We start from the raw sequence: 20305 nt of genomic DNA on the forward strand, positions 1-20305 counted from the left end.
TCGTCGCGTGCCGCGCCCCGTCTTTCAGCGCCGCACGCCCTCACCGATTCTTCGCGCGTTGCATGGCAGCGCAGACCTTCTGGAACCTCCATGGCTGACAACAAAACCGACGGCGGCACCGATTACCGCGCCACCCTGAACCTGCCCGACACTCCCTTCCCGATGCGCGGCGACATGTCGAAGCGCGAACCCGGCTGGGTCAAGGAATGGGACGACACCGGTCTCTACAAGCGCCTGCGCGACGCCCGTCACGGCGCGCCCAAGTTCATCCTGCACGATGGCCCGCCGTACGCCAACGGCCAGATCCACATGGGCCACGCGGTGAACAAGATCCTGAAGGACATGATCACCAAGGCGCGCCAGCTCGAAGGCTTCGACGCGCTCTACGTGCCGGGCTGGGACTGCCACGGCCTGCCGATCGAGAACGCCATCGAGAAGAAGTACGGCCGCAACCTGAGCCGCGACGACATGCAGGCCAAGAGCCGTGCCTTCGCGACCGAACAGATCGCGCAGCAGATGGCGGACTTCAAGCGGCTCGGCGTGCTCGGCGAATGGGACCATCCGTACAAGACGATGGACTTCGCGAACGAGGCCGGCGAACTGCGCGCGTTCAAGCGCGTGATCGAGCGCGGCTTCGTCTACCGCGGATTGAAGCCGGTGTACTGGTGCTTCGACTGCGGCTCTTCGCTGGCCGAGTTCGAGATCGAATACGCCGACAAGAAGTCGCAGACGATCGACGTTGCCTTCAAGGCGCACGATCCGGCAAAGCTTGCCGCCGCGTTCGGCCTGCCGGCGCTGGCCAAAGACGCCTTCGCGGTGATCTGGACGACCACCGCCTGGACCATCCCGGCGAACCAGGCGCTGAACCTGAACCCCGAACTCGACTACGCGCTGGTCGACACCGAGCGCGGCCTGCTGGTGCTGGCCGAGTCGCTGGTCGAGATGTGCATGAACCGGTATGCACTGGACGGCAAGGTCCTGGCCGTGGCCAAGGGCGAGAAGCTCGGCGGGCTCGAATTCGAACATCCGCTGTACGACGTCGACGCCGGCTACCGGCGCCTGTCGCCCGTCTACCTGGCCGACTACGCGACCGCCAACGACGGTACCGGCCTGGTGCATTCGTCGCCGGCCTACGGCCTGGACGACTTCAACTCCTGCGTCGCGCACGGCCTCGCCTACGACGACATCCTGAATCCGGTGCAGGGCAACGGAACCTACGCGGCCGACTTCCCGCTGTTCGGCGGCGAGCACATCTGGAAGGCCGTGCCGGCCATCATCCAGGCGCTGCGCGACGCCGGCCGCCTGCTGGCGACCGAAACCATCACCCACAGCTACCCGCACTGCTGGCGCCACAAGACGCCGGTGATCTACCGTGCCGCGGCGCAGTGGTTCATCCGCATGGACGAAGGCGAAGGCGTCTTCACCAAGGACAAGGCGCCGAAGACGCTGCGCCAGACCGCGCTCGAAGCGATCGAGCAGACCAGCTTCTATCCCGAGAACGGCAAGGCGCGCCTGCACGACATGATCGCCAACCGGCCCGACTGGTGCATCTCGCGCCAGCGCAGCTGGGGCGTGCCGATCCCGTTCTTCCTGCACAAGGATTCCGGCGAGCTGCATCCGCGCACCATGGAAATCCTCGACCAGGCAGCCGACATCGTGGAGCGCGGCGGCATCGAGGCCTGGAGCCGTGTGACGACCGAGGAAATCCTCGGTGCCGAAGATGCGCCGAGCTACACCAAGAGCACCGACATCCTCGAGGTGTGGTTCGACTCGGGCTCGACCTTCTATCACGTGCTGCGCGGCACGCATCCGAGCGTCCACCATGACGTCGGCCCCGAGGCCGACCTCTACCTGGAAGGCCATGACCAGCACCGCGGCTGGTTCCATTCGTCGCTGCTGCTGGCGTCCGCGCTCGAAGGCCGCGCGCCCTACCGCGGCCTGCTGACACACGGCTTCACGGTCGACAGCCAGGGCCGCAAGATGAGCAAGTCGCTCGGCAACGGCATCGATCCGCAGGAGATCAGCAAGAAGCTCGGCGCGGAAATCATCCGCCTCTGGGTGGCTGCCAGCGACTATTCGGGCGACATCGCCGGCGACGACAAGATCCTCGCGCGCGTGGTCGATGCCTATCGCCGCATCCGCAACACGCTGCGCTTTCTGCTGGCCAACACCAGCGATTTCGACATCGCCAGGGATGGAGTGCCGCTCGACCAGCTGCTGGAAATCGACCGCTACGCGCTCAACCGCGCCGCGCAGTTCCAGGCCGAGGTGCTCGCGCACTACAAGGTCTACGAGTTCCATCCGGTGGTCTCGAAGCTGCAGGTCTATTGCTCCGAAGACCTCGGCGCGTTCTACCTGGACGTGCTGAAGGACCGCCTCTACACGACCGCCCCCGGCTCGCTGGCCCGCCGCAGCGCGCAGACCGCGCTCTGGCACATCACGCAGGCGATGCTGCGCTGGATGGCGCCGTTCCTGAGCTTCACGGCCGAAGAGGCGTGGACGCTGATCGGCAACGGCGAATCGATCTTCACCCAGGTCTACAGCGACCTCGGCACGCCCGACGAAGGCCTGCTGGCCAAGTGGTCGCGCATCCGCGAGATCCGCGACGGCGTGAACAAGGAGATCGAAGCGGTGCGCACGACCGGGCAGGTCGGCTCGTCTCTGCAGGCCAACGTCGCACTCACGGCGATGCCGGAAGACCATGCGCTGCTGGCGTCGCTGGGCGACGACCTGAAGTTCGTCTTCATCACGTCCGCCGTCGAATTGCTGGCTGGCGAAGCGCCCGCCACCGTGGTCACCGCGAGCACCGACACCAAGTGCGAACGCTGCTGGCACTGGCGCGCGGACGTCGGCCACGACGCGGCGCACCCGACCCTGTGCGGGCGCTGCACGAGCAACCTCTACGGCGCGGGCGAAGCGCGGAGCGTCGCGTGATGGCCCGCGCAGCCGCCTCCAGGAAGTCGAGCGGATCGGCCTCGCTCGGCGTCTGGCCCTGGCTGGGCCTGGCGCTGATCTTCTTCATCATCGACCAGTTCACCAAGACGCTGATCCTGGGCTATTACCACCTGGGCGATGCGACCCGGATCACCAGCTTCTTCAACATCGTGCGTGCGCACAACACCGGCGCAGCCTTCTCGTTCCTGGCGGACGGCACCGGCTGGCAACGCTGGCTGTTCACCGCGATCGGCGTGGCTGCGGCGCTCTTCATCGTCTGGATGTTGCGCACGCATGCGGGCCAGAAGCTGTTCTGCTTCGCGATGGCCTGCATCCTGGGTGGCGCGATCGGCAACGTGGTCGACCGGCTGATGCATGGCTACGTCGTCGACTTCCTCGACTTCCACCTGGCCGGCCGGCATTTCCCCGCCTTCAACGTGGCCGACAGTGCCATCACGCTCGGTGCGATCTGCCTGATCCTGGACGAATTGCGGCGCGTGCGTCGAGGCAAATAGCCGTGGGCAGCGGGGCGTATAGTCCTCCGCTTCCATGAAGCATCTACTGAACTTGCTGGCAGCCATCGCGCTGCTGGTGTGGGGTACCCATCTCGTCCGCACAGGCGTATTGCGCGTGTTCGGTGCCAACCTCCGTACGCTGCTCGCACGCAGCATGCGCAACCGCTTCACGGCCGCGCTGTCCGGCATCGGTGTGACCGCGCTCGTGCAGTCGAGCACGGCCACTTCGCTGATGACCTCGTCCTTCGTGGGCCAAGGCCTGATCGCCCTGCCCGCGGCACTGGCTGTGATGCGCGGCGCGGATGTCGGCACGGCCCTGATGTCGGTGCTGTTCTCGACCGACCTGTCCTGGCTCTCGCCGCTGTTCATCTTCGTCGGCGTGGTGCTGTCGATCACCCGACCGGAGCGCGCCGCCGGCCGGGTCGGCCGCGTGTTGATCGGCCTCGGCCTGATGCTGCTCGCGCTGCAACTGGTGGTACAGGCGACCGGCCCCCTGTTCGAATCGCCCGCCATGCGCGCCGTGCTGGCGTCCATCAGCAGCGACGTGCTGCTCGAGATCACGATCGGCGCCATGCTGGCCGTCGTTGCGTACTCCAGCCTGGCCGTGGTGCTGCTGGTGGCCGCGATGGCGACGTCCGCGGTGGTGCCGCTCGACGTCGCGCTGGGCCTGGTGCTGGGCGCCAACCTCGGCAGCGGCGTGCTCGCGGTGTTGACGACCGCCAAGGCCGACGTCGCCGTCCGGCAGGTGACCGTCGGCAATCTGCTGTTCAAGCTGCTGGGCGTGGCGGTGGCTGCGCCATTCGTCGGCATGTACCTGCGCTACGCGCGGCCCTACATCTCGGATGCGACGCAGCTCGTGGTGCTGTATCACCTGGCCTTCAACGTGGTCGTGAGCCTCGGCTTCATCGGCCTCACGGACTGGATCGCGGGCCTCGTGCGACGCATGCTGCCCGTGCCGCAGAAGCCGCCCTCGACCAGCCGTCCGCAGCACCTGGACCCGTCCGCGCTGTCGACACCTTCGCTCGCCATCTCGAACGCCGCCCGCGAGGCACTGCACCAGGCAGACGTGGTCGAGACCATGCTGATCGGCATGCTCAGCGTGATCCGCACCAACGACCTGCGCCTGGCCGACGAACTGCGCAAGCTCGACGACACGGTCGACCGCCTCTACTCCGACATCAAGTACTACCTGACGAAGATCTCGCGCGAGGCACTGGGCGAAGAAGAAAGCAAACGCTGGACCGACATCATCAGCTTCACCATCAACATGGAGCAGGTCGGCGACATCATCGAGCGCGTGATCATCGATATCGAGGACAAGAAGATCAAGCCGCAGCGCAACTTCTCGGAGGCCGGCATGGCCGAGATCGTCGAACTGCACGAGCGGCTGGTGGCCAACCTGCGCCTCGGGATGAGCGTGTTCCTGAACGGCAACGTGCGCGATGCGCAGAAGCTGCTGGAAGAGAAAGCGCGTTTCCGCGACCTGGAACGGGCCTATGCGAGCTCTCATCTGTTCCGGCTGATGGACCGCACCGCTCCGAGCATGGAGACGAGTTCGCTGCACATCGACCTGATCAGCGACCTGAAGCGCATCAACTCGCACATCTGCTCGATCGCCTACCCGATCCTCGATTCGGCCGGTGCGCTGGCGCCCAGCCGGCTGCGTGAAGCCAGGCTCACGCCGGTCGAAGACAACAGCTGAAGGTGCTCGCCGGACGGCAACGTTCGGCGCGCCGAATCAGACGAATCAGACCGGTTTGGCCGACACGCCAGCGGCCTCCGGCACCACCGGCCGCCGCGCATAGCGCTGCGCCAGAACCGCGCAGACCATCAGTTGCATTTGATGGAACAGCATGATCGGCAACACCACGGCGCCGACCGCCGGCGCCGCAAACAGCACGTGCGCCATCGGCACGCCGCTCGCCAGGCTCTTCTTGGAACCGCAGAAGACGATGGTGATCTCGTCGGCCTTGTCGAAGCCGAGCTTGCGCGCAATCCACGTGGTCAGCACCAGCGCCAACGCCAGCAGCACGGCACACACCACCAGCAAACCGATCAGCGAGCGCAGCGGCACCTGGCTCCACAGGCCTTCGATGACGGCTGCACTGAATGCGGTGTAGACCACCAGCAGGATCGAACCGCGGTCCACGAGCGTCAGCATCGGCGCACGGCGCTTCACCCACGCACCAATCCAGGGACGCAGCAGATGGCCTGCGATGAAGGGCACCATCAACTGCAGCAGGATGCTGCCGATCGAGCCGAAGGCCGAGCCCGCCGCGCCGCCCGGCACCACGATCAGGTTGACCAGCAACGGCGTGACGAACACGCCCAGCAGCGTGGAAGCCGATGCACTGCAGACCGCCGCCGGCACATTGCCGCGCGCCAGCGAGGTGAAGGCGATGGCCGATTGCACGGTGGCCGGCAGCACGCAGAGATACAGGATGCCGGTGTAGAGCGCCGGCGTGACCAGCGGCGACAGCACCGGCTTCAGCACCAGGCCGAGCACCGGGAACAGCACGAAGGTGCAGGCCAGCACCAGCAGGTGCAATCGCCAATGGCCGATGCCGGCCACGATCGCTTCGCGCGACAGCTTGGCGCCATGCAGGAAGAACAGCAGGCCGATGGCCACCGTCGTCAGACCGTTGAAGAACGTGGCGGTAGCGCCGCTGGCGGGCAGCAGCGAGGCCAGCACGACCGTGCAGACCAGGGCCAGGGTGAAGTTGTCGGGGAGGAAGCGTGAGCGTGCCATGGCGCCATTGGGCCAGCGTGCCATTCAAAAGAGAAATGGATTTATCTGATAGATATATGATTTCATGACATGAATATCAGCCTGCGCCAGCTTCGCGTCTTTCTCGCCGCTGCCCAGCAGCGCAACTTCAGCCGGGCCGGTGATGCGGTCGGGCTCACGCAGCCGGCGGTCAGCCGCTCGATTCTCGAACTGGAATCGCAACTGGGCCTGAAGCTGCTGGACCGCACGACGCGCGAGGTGGTGCTGACGGAAGCCGGCCAGTCGCTCTCGGCACGGCTGGAGCGTGTCCTCGACGAGCTCGACCAGACGCTGCTGGACGTGAAGAACATGGCCAGTGCACACCGTGGCCGGGTGCGCGTCGCGAGCAGCCCGACGCTGTCGGCCAACCTGATGCCGGCCTGCATCGCCGCCTGCGCCACGCAGGAGCCCGACATCCAGCTGGTGCTGCTCGATCGCATCCAGCAGGACGTGCTCGACAGCGTGCGCGGCGGCGAGGTGGATTTCGGCGTGGTGATCGAACCCTCGGCCACCGATGACCTGCACTGCGAGACGATTCTCCAGGACCCCTTCGTGCTCGTGGTGCCGCACGACCATGCGTTGGCGCAACGCGAGAGCGTGGACTGGTCGGCACTCGACGGGGAAGCACTCGTCCTGCTCGATCACGCGTCGGGCAGTCGCCGGCTGATCGACACCGCGCTGACGGTGCATGGCGCGCACTGCGAGGTGGCGCAGCAACTCGGCCATCCGACCACCGTGTTCCGGATGGTCGAGGCGCACATCGGCATCAGCGTGATGCCGGCGCTGTCGGTACCGGCGGAAGGCCTGGGCCGGCTCGCCGCCATACCGCTGCTGCCGCGCGTGCAACGCGACATCATGCTGGTCCACCGGCGCAACCGGGCACCTTCGCCGCTCGCGCTGCGTGTGTGGCAGCTGGTGCGCGACACGGTGCAGGCCGGCCACCCGCCGGACGCGGCCCTCAGAGCGTGAGGATGGTGCAGCCCGTGGTCTTGCGCGCCTCGAGGTCGCGGTGCGCCTGCTGCACGTCTTCCAGCGCGTAGCGCTGATCGATCGGAATCTTCACGGCGCCGCTCTCGACGACGGCGAACAGATCGTCGGCCATCGCCTGCGTCGCCTCGCGCGTCGCGATGTGGGTGAACAGCGTCGGCCGCGTGACGTAGAGCGAGCCTTTCGACGCGAGCGTCCCGAGGCTGATCGGCGGCACCGGCCCCGAGCCGTTGCCGAACACGGCCAGCAGGCCGAACGGCCGCAGGCACTCGATCGAGCCCTCGTAGGTGTCCTTGCCGACCGAGTCGTAGACCACCTTCACGCCCTTGCCGCCGGTGATCTCCTTCACCCGCGCCGCGAAGTTCTCGGTGCTGTAGTTGATCGCATGCGCCGCGCCATGTTCCAGCGCGAGCTTGCACTTCGCATCGGAACCGGCCGTACCGATCAGTTGCAGGCCGAGTGCCTTGGCCCACTGGCAGGCGATCAGGCCGACGCCGCCGGCTGCGGCGTGGAACAGGATGAAATCGCCGGGTTGCAGTCCTTCGGCGGGCAGCGTCTTCTTCAGCAGGTACTGCGCCGTCAGGCCCTTGAGCATCATCGCGGCGCCGGTCTCGAAGGAGATGGCGTCGGGCAGCTTGCAAACGCACTTGGCGGGCATCACGCGCAGTTCGCAATAGGCGCCCGGTGGCTGGCTGGCATAGGCGGCGCGGTCGCCTGGCTTGAGGTGCGTCACGCCTTCCCCGACGGCCTCGACGATGCCCGATGCCTCCATGCCCAGTTGCAGCGGCATCGCGAACGGATAGAGCCCGCTGCGCTGGTAGGTGTCGATGAAGTTCAGGCCCACGGCCTTGTGGCGGATGCGGATCTCGCCCGGCCCGGGTTCGCCGACGCTGACATCGACGATCTGGAGTTCTTCGGGACCGCCATGGCGGTCGATGCGTACGGCTTTGCTCATCGGATTCGTTCCTGGAAAAACGGGAACGCCGATCCTGCCACGGACCGATGCCCTTCGCAGACGCGGCAGCGACCGGAATCGCCTCGGCCGTCCGCTAGAGTCCTGCCCCAATGACCAAGCGCCTGACTCCTGCCACCGCCCTGCTGCTGAGCCTTCCACCCTTGCTCTGGGCGTCCAACGCGGTCATAGGCCGTGCACTGCGCGACATGGCGTCGCCACTCACCCTGAACTTCGTGCGCTGGCTGCTGGCTTTCGTGCTGATGCTGCCGCTGGCCGCCGCGGTGCTGCGGCGCTCCAGCCCGCTGTGGGCCCACTGGCGTCGCTACACGGTACTCGGCCTGCTGGGCGTGGGCATCTACAACGCGCTGCAATACCTGGCGCTGCAGACGTCGACGCCGCTCAACGTGACACTGGTGAGTTCCAGCATGCCCTTCTGGATGCTCGCGACCGGCACGCTCTTCTTCGGCCAGCGCGTGAGCCGCAACGAGATCGCGGGCGCGGTGCTGTCGATGCTCGGCGTGCTGCTGGTGCTGAGCCACGGCCAATGGCAGCAGCTGCTCGCATTGCGGCTGGTACCGGGCGACCTCTACATGATGCTGGCGACCATCGCCTGGTCGTTCTACAGCTGGATGCTGGTAGGCACGAAGGAACCTGCGGACATCCGGCACGACTGGTCGGCTTTCCTGATGGCGCAGATGGTGTTCGGGGTCGGCTGGTCGGGGCTCTTCTCCGCCGGCGAATGGGCGGCCGGCGCGAGCCACATGGACTGGAGCTGGACGCTCGCCGGCGCACTGCTGTTCATCGCGATCGGGCCGGCCATCCTCGCGTTCCGCTTCTGGGGCGCCGGCGTCCACCAGGCGGGGCCGAAGGCGGCCGGCTTCTTCATCAACCTGACGCCGCTGTTCGCAGCGCTGCTGTCGGCCGCCTTCCTGAAGGAGATGCCGCACTGGTACCACGGCGCGGCCTTCGCGCTGATCGTCTGCGGCATCGGGATCTCGGCCAGGCGCTGAACTCAGTAGGTGCCGGGGTAGGCGCCGCCGTCCGCGAGCACGTTCTGGCCGGTGATGTAGCCGGCCTGCAGGCTGCACAGGAACGCACAGATCGAACCGAACTCCTCCGGGTTGCCGAAACGGCCCGCCGGGATGGTCTTCTCGCGCGCGGCGCGCACGGCTTCGATGTCCTTGCCCGACTTCTTGGCGGCGCCGGCCATGTTGCCCTTGAGCCGGTCGGTATCGAACGAACCGGGCAGCAGGCTGTTGATGGTCACACCCTTGGCCGCGATCGACGAACGCGCCACGCCCGCGACGAAGCCCGTGAGCCCGCTGCGTGCGCCGTTGGACAGGCCGAGGATGTCGATCGGCGCCTTCACCGAACTCGAGGTGATGTTCACGATGCGGCCATAGCCGCGCGCCGCCATGCCGTCCACCGTCGCCTTGATGAGCTCGATCGGCGTCAGCATGTTGGCGTCGACGGCCTTGATCCAGGCGTCGCGGTCCCAGTCGCGGAAATCGCCGGGAGGCGGACCGCCCGCGTTGGTCACGACGATGTCGTAGTCGGCATGCGCCGCGAACGCCGCTGCGCGGCCCTCGGGGGTCGTGATGTCGGCCGCGACCTGCTTGACGAACGGCGTACCCGCCGCGCCTGCCGCGACCTTGGCGAGCCTGGCCGCCGCGGCGGCCAGATCGTCCGCGCCGCGCGCGACGATCACCACGTTCACGCCTTCGCGCACCAACGCTTCCGCGCAGCCCAGGCCGAGACCCTTGCTCGCGCCGCAAACCAAGGCTGTCTTGCCTGCAATTCCAAAGTCCATTTTTGATGCTCCGGGCTCATCGCCCTGTTCGTGTGAAAACAAAAATGCCAGTGATCACCAGCACCGTGCCCGCCGCGATCCACGCGGTGAACGGCTCGCCAAGGATCACCACGCCCATCAGGATGGTCGACATCGGGCCGATCATGCCGGTCTGCGCCGCCATGGCCGCACCAATGCGCTCGACCGCCATCATCACGGCCAGCACCGGCAGCGCGGTGCACAGCGTCGCGTTCAGCACCGACAGCCAGAGGACCTCCGGCGCCAGGGTGAACAAGGTGTCGACCGGCCGCAGCAGCAGGAACTGCACGATGCAGCAGAGGCAGGCCACCGTCGTCGCCAAGCCGACCAGCCGCAGCGAACCGAGCCGCTTCACGAACTCGCCGCTGCCGACCAGGTAGACCGCATAGCTGATCGCGCTCAGGAAAACGAGCAACGTACCCCACGCGGCCGAGGCGCTCTGCCCCATCTGCAGCTCATGGCCGAAGACCAGCAGCACGCCGGCATAGCTGATCGCCATGCCGGCCGTCTGCCAGCGCGTGATGCGGCGGCGGTAGAACAGCCAGCCGAACATCAGCACGAGCGTCGGATTGAGATAGAGGATGAGCCGTTCGAAGCTCGCGGAGATATAGGCCAGTCCGGCGAAATCGAGAAAGCTCGCGAGGTAGTAGCCCGATACGCCGAGGCCCAGCACGCCGAGCCAGTCGCGCCGCGTGAGCGCCGGCTTGCCGCGGCCGGCCCACCATGCCATGAGAGCGAACAGCGGCAGCGCGAACAGCATGCGCAGCATGATGAGCGTGACCGCATCGACGTCGTGCCGGTAGGCGAGCTTGACGATGATCGCCTTGCCGCTGAACGCGATCGCGCCCAGCACCGCCAGCACCAGCCCGCCGCCGAGCTTCTTTTGCGCAGCGGCCAATCAGAACCCCGCAGCCAGGCCGTCGCGGCGCGGATCGCTGGCGACCACATAGCCTTCGACCGACGGCTCGCCCGCGCGCCAGATGAACTGGCCGGCGCCGAAGTCGAGGTAGGTGTCGTTGATGACGTCGAGCTGGTGGCCCATGGCCGACAGCCCCTGCACCGTGGCCGGCTTCATCGCGCCTTCCACGTTCAGGTTCAGGCCGCTGTTGAAACGCCAGCGCGGCGCATCGCAGGCCGCTTGCGGGTTTTGGCCGTAGTCGATCATGCGCACCAGCGTCTGCATGTGGCCCTGCGGCTGCATGTTGCCGCCCATCACGCCGAAGCTCATCACAGGCTGGCCGTCCTTCGTGAGGAAGGCCGGAATGATGGTGTGGAAAGGCCGCTTGCCGGGCGCCACGATGTTCGGGCTGTCGGCCTTCAGGCTGAAGCCATGGCCGCGGTTCTGCAGGCTGATGCCGAACGACGGTTCGACGCAGCCCGAGCCGAAGCCCAGGTAGTTGCTCTGGATGAAGCTGACCATCATGCCGCTCTCGTCGGCGGCCGTGAGGTAGATGGTGCCGCCCTTGACCGGATTGCCGGCCTTGAAGTCCTGCGCCTTGTTCAGGTCGATCAGCCGCGCGCGCGAAGCCAGGTAGGCATCGTCGAGCATCTGTGCCGGCGTGACCTCCATCGACGCCGGGTCGGACACGTAGCGGTAGACATCGGCGAAGGCCAGCTTCATGGCCTCGATCTGCAGATGCTGGGATTCGACCGAGTCGACCGGCAGCGAGGCGATGTCGAACTTCTCGAGGATGCCCAGCGCCATCAGCGCCGCGATGCCCTGGCCGTTCGGCGGGATCTCGTGCAGCGTGTAGCCGCGGTAGTCGCGCGCGATCGGCGTGACCCATTCGGGCTGGTAGGCCGACAGGTCCTGCACCGTCATGGCACCACCGTTCTCGCGCGAGAACCTGGCGATCGCCTCGGCGATCTCCCCGCTGTAGTAGGCCTCGCCCTCGGTCGCCGCGATCGCCTTCAGCGCGCGCGCCGCCGCGGCAAAGCGGAACAGTTCGCCGACTTCCGGCGCACGGCCCCACGGCAGGAAGGTCTGCGCAAAGCCGGGCTGCGACTGCAGCAGCGGCGTGGCGGCCAGCCACTTCTGGCGCACGATCGGCGGTACCAGGTAGCCACGCTCGGCGATCTCGATGGCCGGCGCCAGCAGGTCGGCGAACGGCAACTTGCCGAAGCGCTTGCTCAGCGCCACCCAGCCGCGCACGGCGCCGGGCACGGTGACCGAGTCGATGCCGCGCATCGGCGGCGTGGCCGCATCGGCGCCGTACTTGCGCAGGAAGTAATCGGGCGTCCAGGCCTGGGGTGCCGGTCCGGACGCATTGAGGCCATGCAATTGCTCCCCGTCCCACAGGATGCAGAACGCGTCGCTGCCCAGGCCGTTGCTCACGGGCTCGACCAGCGTCATCGCCGCGGCTGTCGCCACGGCGGCATCGACGGCATTGCCGCCCTGCTGCAGGATGCGAAGACCGGCCTGCGACGCCAGCGGATGGGAAGTCGCCACCACGTTGCGGGCGAAGACCGGAACGCGGGTGGAAGGATAGGGATTGCCGTAGTCGAATTTCATCGGACGTTGCTCGTTCAATTCGGAGGCCTGTCGCCAGGCGAATCATCGATTCTGACGGGTTCATGCGCGCGGCGCCCAACGACAAACGGCGCCCACAGGCGCCGTTCGGTTATTTGCGCCAGGCGCAGCGTCAGTCTTCGACGAAGGCTTCTTCGCGCTTCGACTTCACCGCAGGCAGCAGCACGATGATGAGCAGCAGCAAGGCTGCGCCCAGCAGCGTGGCCGAGATCGGACGCGAGACGAACACGCTCCAGTCGCCACGCGACAGCAGCAGCGCACGACGCAGGTTCTCTTCCATCATCGGCCCCAGGATGAAGCCCAGCAGCAGCGGCGCGGGTTCGCAGCCGAGCTTGAAAAACATGTAGCCGATGAAGCCGAAGGCGCCCACCATCCAGATGTCGAAGGTGTTGTTGTTGGTCGAGTACACGCCGATGGCGCAGAACAGCACGATCGCCGGGAACAGGTACTTGTAGGGCACCGACAGCAGCTTGATCCACATGCCGATCAGCGGCAGGTTCAGGATCACCAGCATCGCATTGCCGATCCACATCGAGGCGATCAGGCCCCAGAACAGTTCCGGGTTGCTGGTCATGACCTGCGGGCCGGGCTGGATGTTGTGGATGGTCATCGCACCGACCATCAGCGCCATCACGGCGTTCGGCGGGATGCCCAGCGTCAGCAGCGGAATGAAGGACGTCTGCGCACCGGCGTTGTTGGCCGATTCGGGCGCGGCCACGCCGCGGATGTTGCCCTTGCCGAAGGGCACTTCACCGGGGTGCAGCTTGGTCTTCTTCTCGATCGTGTAGGCCGCGAAAGCCGCCAGCAGCGCACCGCCGCCGGGCAGAATGCCCAGCGCCGCGCCGAGCGCCGTGCCGCGCAGCACGGCAGGCACCATCCGCTTGAAGTCTTCCTTGGTGGGGAACAGGCCCGACACCTTGGCGGTGAACACTTCGCGCTCTTCTTCGGGACGCGACAGGTTCGAGATGATTTCACCGTAGCCGAACACGCCCATGGCGATCGCCACGAAGCCGATGCCGTCGGTGAGTTCCGGAATGTCGAAGCTGAAGCGCGCGACGCCCGAGTTCACGTCGGTACCGACCAGGCCCATCAGCAGGCCCAGCACGATCATCGCGATCGCCTTGAGCAGCGAACCCGAGGCCAGCACCACGGCACCGATCAGGCCCAGGATCATCAGCGAGAAGTACTCGGCCGGGCCGAACTTGAAGGCGACTTCGGTCAGCGGCGGCGCGAAGGCAGCCAGGATCAGCGTACCGACGCAGCCCGCGAAGAACGAGCCGAGGCCGGCCGCGGCGAGTGCAGGCCCGGCTCTGCCTCGGCGTGCCATCTGGTAGCCGTCGATCACGGTCACAACGGAAGATGACTCGCCCGGCAGGTTCACCAGAATGGCGGTGGTCGAACCGCCGTACTGCGCGCCGTAGTAGATGCCGGCCAGCATGATGAGTGCGGACACCGGCGGCAGTGCGTAGGTCGCGGGCAGCAGCATCGCGATGGTCGCGACCGGACCGATGCCCGGCAGCACGCCGATCAGCGTGCCCAGGATGCAGCCGATCAGGCAGTACAGCAGGTTCGTGAAGGTGAACGCGACGCCGAAGCCAATCGACAGGTTGTTGATCAAATCCATGACGTTGTTCCTCAGCCCGTGATGAAGGTCGGCCAGACCTGGATCTGCAGCTTGAGCGCCCAGATGAATGCGATGTAGCTGCCGATGGCCAGAATGGTGGAGAGCACCAGCACCTTCTTGAAGTCGAACTCGTTGCCGGCCAGGCTCGAGATGATCACCAGTGCATAGATCGCCAGGATCATGCCCATGGCCGGCAGACCGATGCTCGGCAGGCCGCCGAGCAGGACGCCGAACGCCAGGTTGGCGCCGATGATGAACACCACCTGCTTCCAGGCCCACTTGCCGATCTTGTCGCCGCTTTCCGTCTCCACGGTCAGGCCGGTGAACATGATGCCGACGCCGATCAGCGCCATCACGATGCCCAGCATCAGCGGGAAGTAACCGGGCCCCATGCGGGCGCCACTGCCTACGTTGTAGGTCGAAGCCCCCCATGCGAAGGCGATGCCTACGACGGCAAACATCAGCCCTGCAAAGAAGTCTTTCTGACTTTTGATCTTCACGAACAATCTCCTCGAAAAATTTCGAACGGCAGATTGTGTGGTCAGCTTCCAGTCAGGCTGATGTGGATTCCACCTATCGGGGGTTAAGGGATAACCCCCGCCCGGCTCGCGGTCCGGGCCCGGTCATTCAGTCCAGCGGCGGCGTCGCGCTCAGGACTTCGTCGATGGTCGTCAGGCCTTCTGCCACGCGCAACGCACCGGCAAGCCGCAAGGGCTGCATGCCGTCGACAGCGGCCTGGCGGCGCAGCGCCGTGAGATCGGGCGTGCCGCCGACCTTCGACTTGAAGTCTTCCCCGATGCTCAGCAGTTCGTAGAGCCCCGTCCGTCCCCGGTAGCCCGTCATCCGGCAGTCAACGCATCCAACGGCCTTGCAGGCGCGCACCGCACCCGTGATCTGCCATGGCCTGACCAGCGCCGCGAGCGTCTCGCGCGTGACGGTTTCGTCGGGCTGCTTGCAGCTCGGGCATAGCGTACGCACCAGCCGCTGCGCCAGCACCCCGAGCATTACCGCATTGACCAGATAAGCCGGCACGCCAAGCTCCATCAACCGCGTGATGGCGCTCGGCGCATCGTTGGTGTGCAGCGTGCTGAAGACGAGGTGGCCGGTGAGCGCGGCCTGCACCGCCATCTCGGCGGTGGCGAGATCGCGGATCTCGCCGACCATGATGACGTCCGGGTCCTGCCGCATCAGTGCCCGCAGGCCTTCGGTGAAGCCGAAGTCCAGCTGCGGCTGCACCTGCGTCTGGTTGAACGCGGGCTCGATCATCTCGATCGGGTCCTCGATGGTGTTCACGTTGACCTGCTCGGTCGCCACGCGCTTGAGCGTGGAATACAAGGTCGTGGTCTTGCCCGAGCCGGTCGGCCCGGTGACCAGCACGATGCCGTGCGGCCGCGTGACGAGCTGCTGCCAGCGCTGCGCGTCATGGGGCGCGAACCCCAAGGCGTCGAGGTCCTTCACCGCCGTGTCGGGGTCGAAGATGCGCATCACCATCTTCTCGCCGAAGGCCGTCGGCAAGGTCGACAGGCGCATCTCGATCTCGTCGCCGCGCATGTTGCGCGTCTTGATGCGGCCATCGAGCGGCCGGCGCTTCTCCACCACGTCCATCCGGCCGAGCAGCTTGATGCGCGCGATCATCGCGTTCATCACGCCGATCGGCAGCTGATAGGCCGGATGCAGCACGCCGTCGATGCGAAAACGGATCACGCCCTGGTCGCGCCGCGGCTCCAGGTGGATGTCGCTGGCTCGCTGGTCGAAGGCGTATTGCCACAGCCAGTCGACCACCTGCACCACGCCCTGGTCGTTGGCATCGAGCTGGCGGTTGCTGCGGCCCAGCTCGACCAGTTGCTCGAAGTTCGCACCGCCGGTGCTGCCACCGGCCTTCTGCGCGGCACGGACCGATTTCGCCAGCGCGTAGAACTCCGCCGTGTAGCGCTGGATGTCGGTCGGACTCGCGAGCACGCGCCGCACCGTGCGGCGCGACTGGCGCTCGACCTCGGCGATCCAGTCGACCAGGAAGGGCTCCGACGTCGCCACGACGAGCTCGCCCGGCCCGACCTGCACCGGCAGCACCTTGTGGCGCTCGGCATAGGCGGCGCTCATCGTGTCCGCGACCTTCGAGACGTCGACCTTGAGCGGATCGATGCGCAGGTAAGCGAGACCCGTGCGGCCGGCCAGCCACTGCGTGAGCATCTCGATGTCGAGCGGCTTGCCGTCGGCCTCGCGCGGCATCGACACGCTGGCCAGCCGCGTCAGCGGCGCCTGGCGGCTCTCGGCCTGGGCGCAACGCGCAAGGGTGCGGCGCGCCTCGGCCGGCGAGATCAGGCCATCGCCGGCCAGCCATTCGATCAGGCGCCGCAACTCCAGCGGCCCTTCGTGGCGCCGAAGCGCCGTCTCTGGCGTGGCCGGCGTGTTCATCGGACCTGCGGCTTGAACACCTGCAGCCACTTGCCCGCCGGCAGTCCCCAGCGGCTCTGGATGGTCTGGGCGCGCAACGCCAGCGCCTCGCGCTTCGGCCGGCTCGGCGTGCGCTGGGCCAGCACCACGGTGTTGCCCTCGCGCGTCGGCTTGAAGGCCCAGACGGCATCGGCGCCGAACACCGACACGATCTTCGCCAGGCTGCTTTCATAGCTCGACGAACGGCCGAACAGGTTCACCGTCATCGCGCCTTCGTCGGTCAGCAGCGCGCGGCAGTCCGCGTAGAAGTCCTCGCTGTCGAGCACCGGCGCCGCGGCTTCGTGGTCGTAGAGATCGACCTGCAACGCGTCGACCGTGCCCTGCCACTGCGGCTTGCGGATCTCGACTGCCGCATCGGCGATGACGACGCGCAGCTTGGCGTCGTCGGCGGGCAGCTTGAACCAGCCGCGGCAGGCAGCGAGCACCTGCGGATTGAGTTCGATCGCCGTGGTGCGCATGCGCAACTGCTTGCGGCAGAACTTGGTCAGCGTGGCCGCGCCCAGGCCGAGCTGCATCGCATGCCGGCTCATCACGCTGGACGGCTCGACGAACAGCAGCCAGGCCATCATGCGCTGCACGTACTCCAGTTCGATCTCGTACGGCGCGTCCATCTTCATCGAGCCCTGGATCCATTCGGTGCCCAGGTGGAGGTAGCGGATGTCGCCCCAATCGGAGAAATTGACTTCGGGAAGCGGTGGAGACTTGGTGGCCATCATGCAAGCCCGTGACGGGCAAAGACGTCGCGCCACGCATCGAGCTTGCGTTCGAAGCTCCACGATGCGTTGGCGGGACTGGTGGAAGGAAGCTTGTAGACAGGCAAGCTGGCCACGCCGCCGGCCGCCAGCGCAGCCACGACGTGCTGCGAATGGCGATAGCTCTCGGCGCCGTTGTGCGCGATGGCCGCGAGCTTCGGCAGCTTCAGGCCGCCGAAATCGTTGACCACCGCATCGCGGATGGCGGAATCGAGGCTGCCCTCGCGCGCGCAGGCCGCGTACACGTCCCACACGCCAAGGCCGCGATCGAGCAGCCACTGCGTGCGCGCCGCATAGCCGCCTTCGGCCGGCGGCAGGGGGTGTTGGGGCCAGACGGCTTGCAAGATCTTCCAGAAGTGGTTTTGCGGGTGGGCATAGTACTGCCGAGCTTCCAGCGAGCGAACGCCTGGAAAACTGCCGAGGATCAGCACCGCGGTCTGCGCCGAGACGATCGGTGCGAGCCCGGTCAGCGGGTCTTGTTGCGTGGTCATGGGTTTCGATTGCACAACAAAAAACCCGCCGAAGCGGGTTTCATGGTCAGGACGCTGAAAAAGCTCAAGGCTTCTTGGCGGCTGCGTTCTCTGCGGTACCAGGGATCTTTTCGCCGATCGCGTGGCCGGCGCTGCGCATGCCATCAGCGGTCTTGTGGCCGACATTGGCGACGGCATTGCCGGTCTTTTTGGCGACCTTCTTGGTGCCCTTGGCGGCCTTCTTGGTGGTGCTCTTGGTGGCATCCCAGGCTTTTTCGCTGCCTGCCTTGACCTTCTCGGTCACGGTCGGCTGGGTTGCCGGTGCCGGCGCCACAGCGGTGGTCGTCGTGGTCTGTGCCACGGCCGACAGGCCGATGGAAGCAAGTGCCAGGGCCAGAACGGCGGGAACGGTACGGATGAAAGACGACTTCATTGAAAAACTCCTTGGATGAGTTGTGTGTTGTGTGACAAGGAGGCTGTCACTGCCTTCTCAACGAACGCTCAGGCAGAAAGGATGACAGCAAAAACACGCTCGCCTCATCAATTGATCACATACGGGACATCGGCCTACACGCGCAGCCGGTGGTTCTCCGACGCCGCCATCAACGGCGCGAGCCGAGGCATCGCTGCGCAGGCATTCGCGGTCGTGGCCTCGGCGACCGCTTCCAGGGAGATCCCTCGCAAGCCCGCCACCACCTGCGCAATGCGCGGCAGCTCGCCGGGCTCGTTGCGCCCCTGCGGCTCGCCGGCCGCGCGCTGCGCCTGCGTGCGGTAGAGCCAGTGAGGCTGGATGTCGGGCGCGTCCGTTTCCATCACGATCGACTCGAGCGGCAGCGTTGCGGCGAGCCGGCGCAGTTGCAGCGCACGCTCGAAGGTCACGGCGCCGCCGAAGCCGAGCTTCAGCCCGAGCTCGATGCATGCCCGGGCCTGCTGCTCGCTGCCGTTGAACGCGTGCGCAATGCCACGCCATGGTGCGCCGCCCGATGTCTGGCGCAGATGCTTGAGCACCTTGTCGACCGACCGGCGCACATGAATGAGCACCGGCAGGTCGTGCTTGCGGGCAAGTTGCAACTGAGTGTGAAAGAAATGCGTCTGCCTGTCGTCGTCGAGACCTTCGACGAAGTAATCCAACCCGATTTCGCCGACGGCCACCAGGCGTGGATCGTCACGCCGCGCCGCCAGCGCCATGTCGAGCGCCACCAGATCGTCCTCGCTCGCCTGGCCCGTGCACAGCGGATGGACACCCAGCGCGTAGGCATCGCCTTGTGCATGCGCCAACTCGCGCACACGCGAAAAATTGAAGGCACCGACCGCTGGAATCACGCACATCGACACGCCGGAAGACGCCGCACGCGCACGGATCTCCGGCATTTCATCCCCGAACTCGGGCGCGTCCAGGTGACAGTGTGTATCGACGAATCCGGTCATGGACTGATGATGCCCGATCGGATGCAAAGAGGCACAAAGCATGCTACTGTGACTTTTTCCACGCATCACTTTTTCACCGGAGGTGACCATGCGCAGGCCCGCCTTTTACAGCCGCTCACCGCAGCCGTCACAAGACGCGGACGGGCTCGCCACGGATGCCGCAGCGGCGGCCGCGCCGGTCGGTTCAGCGCCGAAGACCCGGTGGCAGCCGGGCCGGAAGTCCTTCGCGGCACTTTTGGTGCTCGTCGTCGCGATGGCCGGCGGTGGCCTGGCGCTCTGGCCCCGCGGTGGCCAGGGCGCGCTGACGCAGAAGGACATCGACGCGGCCGTGCTGCGTACGCTGCAGACCAACACGCTGCCGTCGCCCGCAGCACGCGCCGCGGAAGTGATCCGTCCCTCCGTGGTCCGCGTGGTGAGCTACGGCACGGAGCGCGCCACGCCGGAGGCCAAGACCGAGAAGCGGGGCCGCAACATGGCACGCGGCAAGGCGCCTGAAGCGGACCCGGCGCCAGGCACCGAGGTCGAACGCGGCGTCGGCACCGGCGTGGTGATCATCGACAAGGGCGTGATCCTCACCAACCTGCATGTGGTCGCCGGCGCGGAGAAGATCAAGGTCACCTTCTACGACGGCCTCGAGGCCACCGCCATCGTCACCGGCACGCAGCCGGAAAACGACCTCGCGGTGCTGCAGGCGCAGAAGATTCCCGATGACCTGATCGCCGCCACGATGCGCTCCACCGCCGACCTGATGCCGGGCGACCAGGTGGCCGCGGTCGGCTTTCCCTTCGGCATCGGACCGTCGGTGTCGGCGGGCGTCGTGTCCGGCCTCAAGCGCTCGTTCCGCTCGCCGGAAGGCAAGCAGGAACTCGGCAACCTGATCCAGTTCGATGCGGCGGCCAATCCGGGCAATTCCGGCGGGCCGCTGGTCAACATGGACGGCGAGGTGGTGGGCATCGTCACCGCCATCCTCAACCCCACCCAGCAGCGCACCTTCATCGGCATCGGCTTCGCGATGCCGATCGAGAACGCGGCCTCCGCGATCGGCACGCCGCCGTTCTGAA

At 66.6% G+C, this 20305-nt stretch carries 18 protein-coding genes; 6 read left to right on the top strand and 12 right to left on the bottom strand.

The features are described from left to right. The first annotated feature begins 90 nt into the window (after positions 1-90). From ileS to AC07PZ_RS14275, 3 genes are read left to right on the top strand one after another with little or no spacing between them, the layout of a single operon-like run. The gene (gene ileS / locus AC07PZ_RS14265; RefSeq protein ID WP_495295761.1) at positions 91-2934 is read left to right on the top strand and encodes an isoleucine--tRNA ligase; all 2844 of its coding nucleotides are present in this window, start codon (positions 91-93) and stop codon (positions 2932-2934) included. Then, positions 2934-3449 carry a signal peptidase II gene (gene lspA, locus AC07PZ_RS14270; protein WP_495295762.1) on the top strand — a complete coding sequence of 172 codons (516 nt, stop codon included), beginning with the start codon at positions 2934-2936 and terminating at the stop codon, positions 3447-3449. Before ileS ends, lspA begins: the two co-directional genes overlap by 1 nt. Positions 3450-3483: 34 nt before the next feature. Further along, a complete protein-coding gene (locus AC07PZ_RS14275; RefSeq protein ID WP_495295763.1) occupies positions 3484-5151 on the top strand; it encodes a Na/Pi cotransporter family protein in 1668 nt (555 codons plus the stop codon). A gap of 45 nt (positions 5152-5196) precedes the next feature. Here AC07PZ_RS14275 and AC07PZ_RS14280 read toward each other — a convergent pair whose 3' ends face one another. Next, positions 5197-6198 carry a bile acid:sodium symporter family protein gene (locus AC07PZ_RS14280; protein ID WP_495295764.1) on the bottom strand — a complete coding sequence of 334 codons (1002 nt, stop codon included), beginning with the start codon at positions 6196-6198 and terminating at the stop codon, positions 5197-5199. 69 nt (positions 6199-6267) lie between these two features. Here AC07PZ_RS14280 and AC07PZ_RS14285 point away from each other — a divergent pair, with 69 nt between their 5' ends. After that, complete coding sequence (locus AC07PZ_RS14285) at positions 6268-7185, top strand: LysR family transcriptional regulator (RefSeq protein ID WP_495295765.1); 918 nt, start codon at positions 6268-6270, stop codon at positions 7183-7185. Here the strand turns inward: AC07PZ_RS14285 and AC07PZ_RS14290 are convergent. Next, positions 7175-8158: a quinone oxidoreductase family protein gene (locus AC07PZ_RS14290; RefSeq protein ID WP_495295766.1), complete on the bottom strand. Its 984-nt coding sequence runs from the start codon at positions 8156-8158 to the stop codon at positions 7175-7177. The genes AC07PZ_RS14285 and AC07PZ_RS14290 overlap by 11 nt on opposite strands. Positions 8159-8268: 110 nt before the next feature. On the opposite strand from AC07PZ_RS14290, the gene AC07PZ_RS14295 reads away from it, so the two are divergent. Beyond that, positions 8269-9168, top strand: coding sequence for a DMT family transporter (locus AC07PZ_RS14295; RefSeq protein ID WP_495295767.1), 900 nt, complete (start codon positions 8269-8271; stop codon positions 9166-9168). A gap of 2 nt (positions 9169-9170) precedes the next feature. Here the strand turns inward: AC07PZ_RS14295 and AC07PZ_RS14300 are convergent, their stop codons facing one another. From AC07PZ_RS14300 to AC07PZ_RS14345, 10 genes are all read right to left on the bottom strand, one after another. Beyond that, entirely contained in the window at positions 9171-9968 is a 798-nt protein-coding gene (locus AC07PZ_RS14300) for an SDR family oxidoreductase (protein ID WP_495295768.1), read from the bottom strand. 16 nt (positions 9969-9984) lie between these two features. Beyond that, positions 9985-10884, bottom strand: coding sequence for a DMT family transporter (locus AC07PZ_RS14305; protein ID WP_495295769.1), 900 nt, complete (start codon positions 10882-10884; stop codon positions 9985-9987). Then, complete coding sequence (locus AC07PZ_RS14310) at positions 10885-12498, bottom strand: gamma-glutamyltransferase family protein (protein WP_495295770.1); 1614 nt, start codon at positions 12496-12498, stop codon at positions 10885-10887. Positions 12499-12628: 130 nt separating this feature from the next. Continuing rightward, positions 12629-14140, bottom strand: coding sequence for a tripartite tricarboxylate transporter permease (locus AC07PZ_RS14315; protein ID WP_495295771.1), 1512 nt, complete (start codon positions 14138-14140; stop codon positions 12629-12631). Positions 14141-14151: 11 nt separating this feature from the next. Further along, positions 14152-14640 (bottom strand): tripartite tricarboxylate transporter TctB family protein, encoded by a 489-nt coding sequence (locus tag AC07PZ_RS14320; protein WP_495295772.1) that lies wholly within the window; start codon positions 14638-14640, stop codon positions 14152-14154. 127 nt (positions 14641-14767) lie between these two features. Next, entirely contained in the window at positions 14768-16555 is a 1788-nt protein-coding gene (gene tfpB / locus AC07PZ_RS14325) for a type IV pilus assembly ATPase TfpB (RefSeq protein WP_495295773.1), read from the bottom strand. Beyond that, positions 16552-17307, bottom strand: a complete 756-nt coding sequence (locus AC07PZ_RS14330; protein ID WP_495295774.1) for a class I SAM-dependent methyltransferase — start codon at positions 17305-17307, stop codon at positions 16552-16554. The genes tfpB and AC07PZ_RS14330 overlap by 4 nt, the downstream gene beginning before the upstream one ends. Beyond that, complete coding sequence (locus AC07PZ_RS14335) at positions 17307-17837, bottom strand: DNA-deoxyinosine glycosylase (RefSeq protein WP_495295775.1); 531 nt, start codon at positions 17835-17837, stop codon at positions 17307-17309. The genes AC07PZ_RS14330 and AC07PZ_RS14335 overlap by 1 nt, the downstream gene beginning before the upstream one ends. A gap of 64 nt (positions 17838-17901) precedes the next feature. Further along, positions 17902-18249, bottom strand: a complete 348-nt coding sequence (locus AC07PZ_RS14340) for a hypothetical protein (RefSeq protein ID WP_495295776.1) — start codon at positions 18247-18249, stop codon at positions 17902-17904. A gap of 134 nt (positions 18250-18383) precedes the next feature. Beyond that, on the bottom strand, positions 18384-19244 hold the full coding sequence (locus AC07PZ_RS14345) for a TatD family hydrolase (RefSeq protein WP_495295777.1): 861 nt from the start codon (positions 19242-19244) through the stop codon (positions 18384-18386). 88 nt (positions 19245-19332) lie between these two features. Here AC07PZ_RS14345 and AC07PZ_RS14350 point away from each other — a divergent pair, with 88 nt between their 5' ends. After that, complete coding sequence (locus tag AC07PZ_RS14350) at positions 19333-20304, top strand: S1C family serine protease (protein WP_495295778.1); 972 nt, start codon at positions 19333-19335, stop codon at positions 20302-20304. Position 20305: the final 1 nt, after the last annotated feature.

This window comes from Variovorax sp. GW821-FHT10B04 (assembly GCF_059415645.1).